Raw genomic sequence first — 12,719 nt, 5'->3', positions numbered from 1 at the left:
TCCTGCAAGGTCTGGGTTAGGCTTGCCAGTAACCGACGGCCTTGAGGAATTCCTCGTTGACCTTGTGCGTGTCCAGCAACACACGCCGCACCTGGCGCGACCGCTTGCTTTCCGTCGCCACAAAGCTGTACAGCGAGCCGCTCGGCAGGGTCAGGTTTTGCACGGTTTCGAGCAAGTCATCCTTGCCGCGCACCACCCATTTCACTTGCACATCGGCGGCACTGTTGAGGGCCTGCTGTTCTGCTGCGTCGGCGATTTCTATCACCGCCAGCACGGTGCGCCCGGCGGGTAATTCTTCCAGGCGGCGGGCGATGGTCGGGATCGCCGTTTCATCACCGATCAACAAGTAGCTGTCGAAGATATCCGGCACGATCATCGAGCCCCGTGGCCCGCCGATGTACAGGTGCTGGCCGACCTGCACTTGCTCGGCCCAGGTCGACGCAGGGCCATCGCCGTGCAACACGAAGTCAATATCCAGCTCGCCGATGCTCAGGTCGAAACGTCGAGGCGTGTAGTCGCGCATGGCCGGCTGTGGGCCGTCGCCCTTGATGGTGAAACTCGGGCTTTCCAGCGCGGCCTGTTCGGCCGCGTTCTGCGGGAACAGCAGCTTGATATGGTCATCGCTGCCCAGGCTGACAAACCCTGCCAGTTCCGGCCCGCCGAGGGTGATGCGGCGCATGCGCGGGGTGATGTCCACCACCCGCAGTACTTGCAGGCGGCGACGTTTGATTTCGTGGGTAACGCGATGGATGGCTTGAGTATTCATTGGGCTTTCCCGTCGGCAATGGCTTGGGCGGTGCTGTTGAGCAGCGCCGCGACACGAACGATTTCTTCCGGGCTCCAGCGCCCGTGGTGCGAATGCAGGGCGTGGCGCAGGTTGTGCACCGCCTCGTGGATTTCCGGTGGGCGGTCCTGGCCGCGCAATGAGCGCTTGCTCACGTCGATGCGCACGCGGATGCCTTCGAGGGCAACCGCCTGTTCGCTTAAGAAGAGACGACCGGCGTCGGTGATTGTGTAGCGTTTTTTTCCGCCTTCGGCGTCGCCGCTGATCAACTCACTTTCTTCGAGGAAGGTCAGGGTCGGGTAGATCACGCCGGGGCTGGGGGTGTAGGCGCCGTCGAACAGGCTTTCGATCTGGCGGATCAAGTCATAGCCGTGGCAGGGCTGCTCGGCGATCAGCGCCGGCAGCAACAGTTTCAGGTCGCCTGGGGCAAATACCCGCGGGCCACGGCTGCCGCGCTCGCGGCCAAGCCGCTTGTCGAAGCCGTCGTGGCTGTGGGGAGGGTGGGGGTGGTGCTCTCTCATTGCTTCGCTCTCCGTCATGGTTAGATACAACGTAAGATATATCTTATTGCGTGAGCAAGCTTTTCTGACCAACGGCACGCTATGTGCGGTCGCTATGGGCGTGGTCTGCAACGGAGGGTCTATACCTATTAGAGCAACTACTCAAGTTGATCTTTGGCGGTGTCCTACACAACTTTCAGCGGCGTGTTATTACCTGATTTAAACGGCGTGTAATACCATTCCCTCAGAGAACTTCGTTAATAAAACATTCTCATTAAGTGAATGTAGTTCATTTCTTACAGATGCATTTTAAGTTTTGGCTAAATGCCATCTTATTCCTATTAAGTTGATCGGCACCAAGCTACGCAATACAAGGCGTTTGCCTGCTTACTTGTCATTTCAATCGCTGGATACTTGTCGGGCGTTTGAGTGCGGGCAACGGCTTGCCTCAATGCAAGTAATTGGAAAGTGCAAGCTCCCTACTTTCTAGTTGTTACCCGAAATCGTGAATTATCAACAAAACAGGTATTGAACTATGTTCAAAAAAATTGCCGTAGCGGCATCGTTGGTTGCGGTCGTTCTGGATGCTTCCATAGCCCTCGCTGCGGATGACGCGCGTAGCACCGTCAACATCGTCGCCGACATCCCGAACAAGCAGTTCCACGTAAAGCCGCGCAACCCGGACTTCGGTAAGAACGAGGTCATGAACTACAACCCAGTGAGCGGTGAGCTGAGCGGCCTGCGTGCGACCTTCGATGTGAAAAACACAGAAGGCTCGGTGCATGCCTTTATCGAAGGTGGTCCAACGGCTGCCGCGCTCTATAACGGTAGCGAAACCATCCCGCTGACCAACACTTTCAATGGCGTTGTGCTGACTGCCACCCCGCAGGAAGTGGTCGACGATCCTCAATCCACTCCCGGCACCCAGGCCGACCTGGTGGTCACTCCCGCCAAGCCGCTGGATACCCAGAACGGCCTGTTTACCGCGGCCTACACCCTGATGTTCTACTCCGAGCCACGTTCGGCGCCCTAAGCACCACCGTGTAAATCACCGCCTTTGATCGCGAAGATCAGGGGCGCTTGGTGTAAGGCCGGCCAGCCGTTCTGGCTGCCGGCCTTGTTTATCTCGTGCCAACTTTCAGCATTAACGAGTATTGCGCTCATGTTTTCGAAGACGTCAATTGCAGGTGCGCTGGCGCTCATGGTGAGTGCCAGCGCGTTGGCTGCCACTGCGCCCGGCACAACACCGGGAAGTTTGTTATCGCAGTCCAAGGGGTTGCCAAAAGATTTCGAAGAACACTTTTTCGATGTGCCGTTGGCAGTGCGGGTAGAACTTGATCAGCAGTCACTGGGTGAAGCCATGATTGTGCTTGGCCGGGATGACCGTATTACACTGCTGGAGTTTACCGAGACCGATGAAAGTACCGTATCCGCTGCCGAACGCGGCCGTTGGGAGCAACTATTACAACAGGGCATGCCCCTGGGTAATTGTGAGCGTAGTTGCCCTGCGCAGTTACTGGCGGTGCATTACAACTTGCAGGAATCCCTGGTCTCGATCCTCACGGAAAACGTGGAGCGCAACGCCCAGATCAAACGTTATTACGACCAACCCGAGGCGGGCAGCCTGGGCTTGATCGTCAACAACCAACTCAATCTCAACGGTGGCCAGGACGAAGATGTCGGCGGCCGTTACGGCCTGGAAGCCAGTGCCAGCCTGGGTAACTGGACCCAGGCACTGAACTTGCAGGTCTCACGTTTTGGCGGTGGCGACACGTCACTGCGCCATGCCGTGCATGAGCTGTATACACAACGCGAAATGGAAGGTCGCTTCCTGCTGCTGGGCTATTTCATGCCCGGCTCCAATGGCCTCACGCGCCAGATCCGCTCCTTCGGCGCCAACCCCGACACGGCCGTAGGGATGATGTTCGGCAGCTCCGACAGCTTGCTGATCAACAACCCCAAGCCCAGCGTCTACCCGATCTACGTCACCGCCAGTCGCCAGGCCTCGGTGGAGATCTACCGCAATGGCCTGCTGATCAACAGCCAGCCGGTCGCAGCCGGCTTGCAGTCCATCGACACACGGCCGCTGCCCGGCGGCATCTATGACGTGGAAGTGCGCCTGGTCGAAGATGGGTTGGTGACCTCCACCACTCAGGAGCTGGTCTACAAGCCCAACAACTGGCGCAACGCCGACGAACGCTGGCGCTACAGCACCTTTGTTGGGCGTGAAACCAAGCTGTTGAGCAACTGGGAAGAACAGTCCACCGGGTTCATCACTTATGGCGCCGGTATCAATTACCTGGCGCACCCTCGGGTGATTCTCGGGCTGTCCACGCGCAAGGTGCGCGAAAAGATGCAGTTTGGCAGCTCCATCGACTGGAGCCTGGCCAACAACTCCAGCCTGTACGCCAATGTCTACCAGACCCAGGACCACGGCACCGGCATGGACGTGCAAGCTATGCACAGTTACGGCCATGGCAGTGTGGTCGTCAGCCACAACCGCAGTTGGCTCGACACCCGTCGCACCTACGAGACCTTGCCCGACGGCACCCGGCTGCGCCCCACGCGCGTGTTCAATGGGCGCACCAGCAATTCCTCGGTGTCGGTCAACCATCGCCTGAGCAACAAGAGTTCGATCAGTTCGCGCCTGGCCTACAGCGAAGGCAATGTCGAAGGGCTGGGCCTGGACCTGGGTTGGAACCAACGCGGCAAGTTTCTTAATAGTGATGCCAACTGGCGGTTCTCGGTGTTCGATCGCGCAGCCACCGCCAGCACCGGTGACAAACGCAACCGCGGGGTCGATTTGAGTGTCAGCGTGGCCCTCGGTGCCCCCGGCGAGCAGTGGTCAGCGAGTATCGGCAGCCGCACTGCCCGCGACGGCAGCCGTGATAACAACGGCTCGCTGACCTACCAGCGCACCCTGGACGATCACCTGCTGCAGAGCGTTTCAGCCACGGTGCTGACTGATACCTACGGGCTCGGCTTGTCCGGTCGCGGCAGTTTCGCCACCGATGCGTTATACGGCGATGGGTTTGTCCAGCGCTCCTCGTTCAACGGCAATCTCACCGGTGGCCTGAACTTGAGCAGCACGGTGGCGGTGGGCGGTTCAAAAATAGTCATGAGCAGCCAGTCCCAGGGCCACGGCGCTGGAATGATCGTGGATGTGGAGACCGACCTGGATGACATCCAACTGCGCGCCGACGACTTGAGCGGCGGCAGTTCGGTCTTGCGTCCAGGCCGTAATTTCGTGCCGATCACCGCCTACAAAAGCAGCACGCTCGCGTTCGATTTCGACGGCAACCATCCGCCCGCCGCGAGCATCCAGCCGGCGCGCAGCAGTTACCACTTGAACAAAGGTGGCGTGGACTACCGCCAGATCCGTGTGATGAAAACCGTAACTGTGCTCGGTCGCCTGCTCGACGCCCAGGGCAAACCGCTCAAGGGCCATCACGTAATCAACCACGCCAGCCGTGGGGTCAGCGAGGTGGACGGGTTCTTCTCCATGGAAATGAGCGCCAATTCACCGACCCTGGAAGTGCGCTACGCCAACCAGTTGCTGTGCCAGTTCCGTCTCGACCCGAGCCAGGGCCGGCGCGAAAGTGATGTGCTGATGATCGGGGACTTGCGCTGTACACCGGACTCCCTGGCCGAAGCCATTTCCCGCGCCGGAACTGCGGGTTGACGGTTGCGTATGACTCACGGGCCGCAGTCGGCCTCCCTGCACTACATGAGGTAGCAAGTAATGAAACGTTTAGGGTTATTTGGGGTGTTGTGCCTGTTTTGCCTGGGTGGCCAGGCGACGCCGAAGATCCATGTCGGCGTGGTCTACGACTACATGGACGCCGGCAAAAGTACCTACATGAAGCGGGTGTTCAATGGCGGCACGTCCACGGCGTTCGTCAAGGTCAACATCCTGGAGATGATCTACAACGACGACGGCACCTTCCGTGAAGTGGCGTTGCAGAACCAGGCCGACGCCACTGCCCGCGACGGCCTGATGGCCAGCCCGGCGCGCTTGATCGTGCCCGCCAATGGCACCCAGGGAACGCGCTTGCTGTTCATGGGCAACCGCGACAAAGAGCGTTATTTTCGCGTGCGTTTTGTGCCAGTGGTGCCGCAGACCGAAGATGAATTTGCGATCAGTGAACAGGAACGCGCCGAGTACAAGGATAGCCTGGCGGCGGGAGTGCAGATCCTGGCCGGCTACGGCACGGTGTTTTTCGTGCGGCCCACCGAAACCCGCTTCAACAGCGAGATTCAGAACGACGCGCGTCGCTACGCCCTGCGTAACAACGGCAACAGCGTGGTGGTGATCGATGAGTTCAAGGATTGCGCCGCCAACAACCAGGACTGCCGCCCGACCACTAAGTACCATGTGATGGCGGGTCGCTCGTTCGGCTTCGACAAGGAGCCGGGGCGTGAATACCACTTCAGCGTGATTGAAGGCACCGAGACTAAAAAAGTCGAGGTCAAAGGCTGATGCAGCCTCGATCACCACAGGTGAATACCATGTTCAACGCACGGGCGCTTTTCGCTTTCATTATCGTCGGCCTGCTGCCCGCCCCAGGGTGGGCGGCGGTCGAACGGGAAACCTTCGAGGTTTACGTTAACATCCCCACGCCGCAGTTCTACGTGCTGCCGGTGGACCCGCAATTGGTGCAACGCGAGCAAGTGCTGAACTACAACCCGGTCATTTCCGAGTTGAGCTCGCTGCGGGCGCCGTTCGATGTAAAGAACACCGGCGGTGCCATTGGTGCACGCCTCGAAGCCGAGCCTTTCCTCTACAACGGTAATGACCGGATCGACCTGCGGGTTACTTTCAATGGCCAGGAGCTTAGCCTGGACCACACCGAAGTGGTCTCCGTCCTCGATGCCAAACCCGGTAAGCGGGTTCACCTGGAAATCGCCGCCATAAAGCCCCAGGACGATTACCGTCCGGGGCGTTATTTCGGCACTGTGCACATGGTGTTCGATGCCATTGCCCCGCGCTTTTAAGGAACTGTCGTCATGAAAGTCGTGCCGTTTTTGCGAGTACTGTACGGACCTGGCCTGGCCGCTGCTGTCTCGATGCTGCTGGTATTGCCGGCCCATGGGGCGGTGCAGGACATCACTGCCAGTTTTCGCCCCGACCCCAGCAATCCGATGGTCAATGAGTTCGTCAATACCACGCCCCAAAGCGGGATTTGCCCGGGGCATATCCCGGCCTATTGCAAAGCTAACGGGCTTTTTACTATCCGGACTTCCGATTTGCTTGCCACGGCCAGTCGACCTATCCTCGCCAACCACGAAAACCCTCGCGATGGCGCCATGTGGAAGGTGCCCTCGGAGTGGCGTGATCTCGAGGTCACGCACAGTGAAACCGGGCAGACCGAGACCGTGCAGATGCGTATTGCCGGAATCGGCCATCGTTGGGATGTGCGGCCGAATGTCACTGTGTGGAGCCGTCCGGATGATCCGGTCTGGAACTGGTACCGCCAGTGGTTCCACGCACCGGCCCCGTGTCAGGGGATCAATTATTTAGCCAGTGCGAACACCTATTTGTTGTTCTTCTGGCTGGTTCCCGAAAACGCAGGCGTTTGTAATCGTGTGCCGGGGCAGGACATCACACATTTTTGGTTTTCGACTACGGAATACGCCTATTCGCTGAGAACCCCCAATCCTCTGGCCATGGCCAGCGGCGAATACACCGGCAGCCTTACCTACAGCGTGGGCCCGGGTGCCGATTTCGACTTCGGCGATGTGATTATCCCGAATGACAACGCACTGACCTTCAACTTCACCCTGACCGTCGACCATCACCTCAAGGTCGAAGTCCCCCCTGGCGGCCATCGTATCCAACTGGAACCCCAGGGTGGCTGGCAGGGCTGGTTGCAGAGCGGGCGCAAACCCACGCGCCTGTTCCACGACCAGACCGTCAACCTGTGGACCAGCACCGCCTTCAAGATGAGCCTGGAGTGCGGCGACCCGCTGGGCAACACCTGCAGCGTACGCAACGCCGCGGGTCACCAAGTGCCGCTGGATATCGCCGTGACCTTGCCTGCAGGCCTGAGCGATAGCGCCGGGCGCCCGGTCAGTCGCCTCCCGCTGCGCCTGGATGGCAGCGGCACACAGCTGTTCCGGCCGAGCCGTTATGTGGATCGCAAGCCCAGCACCCTGCACTTTGAGATACAGGCCGACGGCGTGTCACAGATGCTCGACCAGAACAGCGGCAATGCCTATTCCGGTACGGCCACGGTCGTGTGGGACTCTGAGGTCTAGGGTTCCAGCCCCTCCGGAAGGATGACCAAGGCGTTCGATGTGAGCTGTCGGCGCAGTTCTTTTTCTTGGTGGGCCAACTGGTCGAACAAGCGCCGGTAAGTGCTGTGGGTCATGGATGACCCAGTCAGCACGTCGCTGTGAGGCACGCCCAGTTCATCGGCCAGGTCGGTGAGGGTCTGCTTGAGATTCGACTGGGTCTGCGCCTGGGCCCAGGCGTCTTGTGCATCGCGCAGGTCTTCGATGCGCAGGGCTTTTTCCTGGAACTGGCGGGTATTGAGCGTCAGCTCATCGCCGTAAGTATCCTCCAGGTACTTATCCCAAAAGCCCACCGCAAGGGTACGGTCGACCAGGCCATCACGCCGTTCGGCATTGATGATGCTCTGGTGCACGCGGGCGATCAGCGCGTCGTCTACACCGGCGGTTTGACGATAGACCATGTGTGAAGACAGCCAGGGCAAATGCAGGTCGTGCTTGAGAGCGGTCTGCAAGGCCGCGTACACCTGTACTTCATCAACGCTGCCCGGCACGCCGTCAACCACGTCGGTGGTCAGGCGCAGTCCCAGCCCCCCGCGCTCGGGTGGTGCAAGGCGGCGGGCGACTTCCTTGCGGGCCGCTTCGTTGACCAAGTCCAGACGTGCGGTCTGGCGGGCCAGTAGGGCCAGGCGTCCGGCAAATTCTACCGACGTCAATCGTGGGCGAGCGCGGTGCAGCTCGTGCACCAGCGTCTGGATCCCCATGTTATTGAAGATTTGCGCGCTGGCGTCGGCACAGTTGCCGGGGGTGCTGGTCATGCTGAAAAAGCGTGTGCGCAAGGCGTCGTCGGCGTGCATGGCCTCGAGCATGCGCCAGACGTTTTCAGTCAGTTGCGGGAGGTTGCGAATATAGTCCAGGCCGTCTTCCTGGGTTTCGAACGCTTCTGGTGGCTGCAGGCTGCGGATCACCTCGAAAAAGCCTTGTGAACCGTGCTCCTGTTCCAGCTCGTCCCATAGCGCCTGGCGCCTGCGCCGTTGGGTAGTGCTCGTCATTTCGTCAATCCAGAAGCGGCTGTCTTCTTCGCCTCTCGGTGGATACGTCCGATAGGGGTCAAGGCCTGCCCCCAGGCGATAGCTGACCATGCGTTCCTCGTCGTCCAGGTGCAGGTGGTTACGGTCCAGCCGGGTACGCGCCACCACCTCGGCCTCGGGTTGCCAGGGCAGGAACTGCGGCACGTGCCTGACCTGAGTATTTTGCAGGTCGAGAACGAAGTGCTCGGACCGTGGGTGATCAAACAGGCCGGTGGGCCATTCGGCAATGCCGGTTCCGGCCAGGTGCAGCTCACGCAGGTGCGGCATGCCGCTGATGTCGGGGGCGGTGGTCATCTGCCGGTGATGGCTGAGGTCCAGGGCCCTGAGGTTATGCAGGCTTTTGAGCTGCTCCAGGCTGGCGCTGTTCCATTGCATCGGGTTGTCACCCAGGCCCAGTTGGTTGAGGCGTGGCATGCCGGTCACCGCCTTGGGCAGCCGGGTCAATTGGTTTTGGCTCAGGTCAAGTACCCTCAGGTTGGGGAACAAGGCCAGGAAGCCGTCATGGGTGTCGTTCAGGCCGCTCTCGTTCAGGTTCAGGCCGGTGATGAATTCAAATGGCAACTGCGGGTTGGGCGACCCATGCAGGTGCAGGCCCAGGGGCCAGCCTTCGAGGTCGAGGATGCCACCGGTATGGCTTTCGCCAAAAGTGTCGGTAAAGCCGCCGGACACATTTTCCCAACTCCTGCGAATCGCCCGGGACAGGTGCGAGCGCATCAACCGTTCGCCTTCCTGGGCTTCGCGGTCGCCGCCGTTGTAGCGCGTGGGGGATTGCACCCAGTTTTCCAGGTGTGCCAGCAGCGCCTTTTTTTCACGTTCAAGGTCTTTGAGGGCCTGCTCGCCTTCGGGTGAATTGTAGGCCTGCACCCGCTCTTGGATGGCCTCTTCGTGCATCCGGGGGTAGAGCGCCTTGATACGGTCTTCCAGGGACGGCGGCCCGATGCCCAGCAGTTTGCTCGCCCAGCGGAACCTGGGTTTTTGCAGCAGTTGCTCAGTGGTACGGGCCACGGCGGGTGGCGTGGGCGGGATGTCCAGGGCGGTACGACGTTCCTGCAGGGTTGCCAGGCGCTCCGTCAGCCAGGTTTGCAACGCGGGCGCGTCCTTCCATGCCGTAGGGTTCGGCAGCGCATGCAAAAGGGTCGCGTAGAGGTCGCTTGCGGGATTGAGCAGGTGGCGCTCGTTGTCGTAAAGCGTGTAGCGGCCTTGGGGATCGCGCACCAGGACGCGGACCTGCCGAGCGTCGTCCGGGCCGGCCGCACAACGAAGCTCGCCGAGGGCGCTGTGTTCGCGTATCTCCACGCGCAAGTCGGCGAAGGCGTCGCTGTGAAACTTCAGGGTGTTGAGCAACATGCGCTCGGTGTCGAGGGTGAGGTGGGCCGGGTGGTAAAGGCCTTCGTGGGCATGGCTGGCACGTGCGTCAATGGCCAGGTCGCGGGCCAGGTTTTTCATGCGCAAAGGCAATTGGCTGTGCTCGTCCATGCGTTTGAGCTCTGAGGGCCGAGCTTGCTCCAACAGCGTGTGAGCCAGGGTTTTCGGCAGCGTCGGCACTGCTTGGCGCACCACCACCTGGCGTGCGCTGGCCGCGTGTTCTCTGGCGTTGTACAGGTACTCGAATACCGAACGGTGGCGGCGGGTGAGCAGGTCGGCCAGGTGATTGCGCAGGACCGTCACCCGCTCCGCGCGCGTGGTCGGTAGCGGGCCCAACAGCGCCTGCAACTGGGGTTCGTCAAGAACGTCCACGATCTGCTCCGCCAGTTGGCCTTGGTTGAGTGCCTGGCGGCTGATGGCCAGGGTGTCGGGTGCATCGGCCTCGCCGTAGTGCAGGTGCGCGCCCGTCAGGCTGGTGTCTTCGTACACGCGGATGGCCTTGCTCGCCGGCCAGCCGGGCAACTCGGTGGCCAGGTAGGGGCTCCAGTAGGTGGGGGAGTCGACAGCCTCGCCGGTGCGCAGGCGCTGGGCCAATTGCTCGGTTTCGCGGTTGAGACGAGAGCGTTTCACACTGTCGAGCAGCAGTGGCGGCGGGGAGCTGTTGTCCACATACAGGCCACGCAGCACCCCAGGCTCAGTGCCGCTGTTGCAGCGGATTTGCTCCAGCTGCGGATCGTCCAGCGCGTCGGTCCAAGGGCCCAGGCGCCGCATCAACTTGGGTGCGTCCCAGGCTCTGGGATTTTCCGCCTCGTGGGTCCAGGCGCCGTGACCATTGTGTTGCACCCGCGGTGCATAGGCGTCCTCGCGGCTGGGGTGGCGGATGCGGTGGGCGCCATTTGCCGGGTCGACCGTCACCGCGTAGTGCTCGCCATCGAGGGGCAGCAGGCGCTTGCCGTCATGGGTGTGCAGGCCGAGCGTGTCGGGTGAGGAATCGGCTGGCAGCGCCAGGTTTTTTTGTGCGTAGGGGCGCAGGTCTGGGTGCCACAGGCGGGTCTTGCCCTGCACCTGCACTGGCTTGAGCTGGTTGACGAAGGGCGAAGGGATCAGCTCGACCAGTTTACCGGCGGCGCCGAATGTCGCCAGCTCCACCCCTTCGCTGAGTATCCCGAGAAAATGGCCGGCCGCTTCCAGTGCCTGGCCCTCTGCCAACTCAACCACGCCTTCCACCACTTCATCGAGCAGTTGGTAGGCGGTATAGGCCATCATCAGTTCCCCCAGGAACGGTACGAACGGGGTGATCACCATGAGCGCCGCGTTGAAGATCTGCGTCACCATCTTGCTGACATTGTCCCACCAGGCCCAGCGCGCGCGGCTGTCGACATCGTTGGTACTGACGGCGAGCTGTCGCGCATCGTTGAGGATCTTGTTGAGTTTTTGTTGGTAAAGCTGTTCCCACAGGTCGCCCGTGATTGGCAGCGCCGCATACTGCAGGCGTGGTTGCGTCACGGGTGTGTCGCGCCAGCTCGGGCTTGGGTCGAGCGGGTCCTGGCGACGATGCCACTGCACGCGGCTCAAGCGTTGTTCGAGGTTGGCAAAGAACGCCCCGCGTTGCCCGTGGTCGACAAAATGGCTGAAAAACTGGCGATAGCTGGGTGTGCGCAGTCTGTCGGTCAGCTCGGTCATGAACGCCTGGGCGTTGGGGTAGTCCTTGACCGGGCTGTGCGGGTCGTGGGGGATATACGCGATCACCCGCGCCACTTCGCTGGCCCGGTCGAGGTCGACAGCGATCAGCAGGATGCCGGTGAGCAGGCTGTCCATCATCTGCAATCGATACGACTGCATCACCCCGCGCTGGCCCTGCGCAATGCGTATCAGCAGGTGAAAGGTGGCCTGCGTGATGTCCTTCCTGGCTAAAGCCATATGGACCGCGGCAGCAAACTGCGCCTGCTGGCTGGCGACGACCTGGGCCTTGAGGCTGTCTTTGTCCGCTTGTTTAGGCGGCAACAAATGCTGCTGCAGGTGCCGTTGATACTGGGCGCCCAGGTCCAATTGTCGGCACAGGGCGGTGAACTGCGCAATGCTCATCTGCTGTTTGAGGGGCTTGAGGGTGAAGTGGCCGCGGGCGTCGGGTGGGCTGATGTAGCTGGAGTCGTCGGTGAAGTGCTCATCCTTGGCAAAGTTTTGCAGGGCGGCGTCCAGCAAGGACACACTGCGGCTGGTGACGCCCTGGATGAACGTGCCCTTGACGCTGTACAGGAACAGGAAGGTGTCCCGGACGCTGGCGTCCACGCCGTACTCTGTCTTGAGCGCCTGGGTCAGCAGCGGTTCGGCGAAGGCATATACGTCCTGGACCTGTTTGAGGCGCTCATCCACCGTATTCTGGGTGACCCATGCCTGGGCGTTGGCCGTCTTGAGGCTGGCGTGAGCCTGAGGTGTCCCGCTATGAGACCAGGGCGCGAGGTCCAGGCGGGCCTTGCGCAGTGCCTCGACCCTGGCCGGCGAGGTCGACAGCAACCAGGGAGGAATCTTGTGCTTGATCAGTTCGTAGTGCGGGCCTTTGTCCTCGGGAGGAGTGGCGCCGGGTGCAGGGTTAGGCAGGTGGGGCATGACGGATGACCTGATGTAGGGAGACAAGGTCATCAGGCTATGTCGCCTCAGGTCAGGACGGGGCAGTAGATAAATCTGGTGCTGCGGGTTTTCTGGGGTGTGCGTGGTAACTGTCTAGGGCCTTGGCGGCGGTACGAGGGG

Annotated in this window: 9 protein-coding genes; 5 read left to right on the top strand and 4 right to left on the bottom strand. The window is 61.0% G+C overall.

Features of this window, described 5'->3' with window-relative positions:
• Positions 1 to 16 precede the first annotated feature (16 nt).
• Both KHP07_RS02930 and KHP07_RS02925 read right to left on the bottom strand, forming a co-directional pair.
• A complete protein-coding gene (locus KHP07_RS02930) occupies positions 17 to 766 on the bottom strand; it encodes a siderophore-interacting protein (protein WP_214496571.1) in 750 nt (249 codons plus the stop codon).
• Positions 763 to 1,305, bottom strand: a complete 543-nt coding sequence (locus tag KHP07_RS02925) for a PadR family transcriptional regulator (protein WP_214496570.1) — start codon at positions 1,303 to 1,305, stop codon at positions 763 to 765. The genes KHP07_RS02930 and KHP07_RS02925 overlap by 4 nt, the downstream gene beginning before the upstream one ends.
• A gap of 514 nt (positions 1,306 to 1,819) precedes the next feature.
• Between KHP07_RS02925 and KHP07_RS02920 the strand changes: the two genes are divergently transcribed.
• The gene (locus KHP07_RS02920; RefSeq protein ID WP_214496569.1) at positions 1,820 to 2,317 is read left to right on the top strand and encodes a CS1 type fimbrial major subunit; all 498 of its coding nucleotides are present in this window, start codon (positions 1,820 to 1,822) and stop codon (positions 2,315 to 2,317) included.
• On the opposite strand, the gene KHP07_RS02915 is transcribed toward KHP07_RS02920, so the two are convergent.
• Positions 2,314 to 2,487, bottom strand: coding sequence for a hypothetical protein (locus tag KHP07_RS02915; protein WP_177409442.1), 174 nt, complete (start codon positions 2,485 to 2,487; stop codon positions 2,314 to 2,316). The two genes, KHP07_RS02920 and KHP07_RS02915, sit on opposite strands and share 4 nt — an antisense overlap.
• Here KHP07_RS02915 and KHP07_RS02910 point away from each other — a divergent pair.
• Genes KHP07_RS02910 through KHP07_RS02895 form a run of 4 tightly spaced genes read left to right on the top strand, consistent with a single transcriptional unit; the run spans position 2,447 to position 7,542 of the window.
• The gene (locus KHP07_RS02910) at positions 2,447 to 4,966 is read left to right on the top strand and encodes a TcfC E-set like domain-containing protein (RefSeq protein WP_214496568.1); all 2,520 of its coding nucleotides are present in this window, start codon (positions 2,447 to 2,449) and stop codon (positions 4,964 to 4,966) included. The two genes, KHP07_RS02915 and KHP07_RS02910, sit on opposite strands and share 41 nt — an antisense overlap.
• Before the next feature lie 60 nt (positions 4,967 to 5,026).
• Complete coding sequence (locus KHP07_RS02905) at positions 5,027 to 5,764, top strand: molecular chaperone (RefSeq protein ID WP_214496567.1); 738 nt, start codon at positions 5,027 to 5,029, stop codon at positions 5,762 to 5,764.
• Positions 5,765 to 5,793: 29 nt separating this feature from the next.
• Positions 5,794 to 6,279 carry a CS1 type fimbrial major subunit gene (locus KHP07_RS02900; RefSeq protein ID WP_078047080.1) on the top strand — a complete coding sequence of 162 codons (486 nt, stop codon included), beginning with the start codon at positions 5,794 to 5,796 and terminating at the stop codon, positions 6,277 to 6,279.
• A gap of 12 nt (positions 6,280 to 6,291) precedes the next feature.
• Positions 6,292 to 7,542, top strand: coding sequence for a hypothetical protein (locus tag KHP07_RS02895; RefSeq protein WP_100491419.1), 1,251 nt, complete (start codon positions 6,292 to 6,294; stop codon positions 7,540 to 7,542).
• Here the strand turns inward: KHP07_RS02895 and KHP07_RS02890 are convergent.
• A complete protein-coding gene (locus KHP07_RS02890; RefSeq protein ID WP_214496566.1) occupies positions 7,539 to 12,578 on the bottom strand; it encodes a dermonecrotic toxin domain-containing protein in 5,040 nt (1,679 codons plus the stop codon). The two genes, KHP07_RS02895 and KHP07_RS02890, sit on opposite strands and share 4 nt — an antisense overlap.
• Between the last annotated feature and the right edge of the window lie 141 nt (positions 12,579 to 12,719).

Source organism: Pseudomonas sp. VS40, assembly GCF_018587885.1.
GTDB classification, from domain to species: Bacteria; Pseudomonadota; Gammaproteobacteria; order Pseudomonadales; family Pseudomonadaceae; genus Aquipseudomonas; species Aquipseudomonas pergaminensis.
Note: the sequence above shows the minus strand (reverse complement) of the source record. Positions and strands in the feature narration are given on the sequence as shown.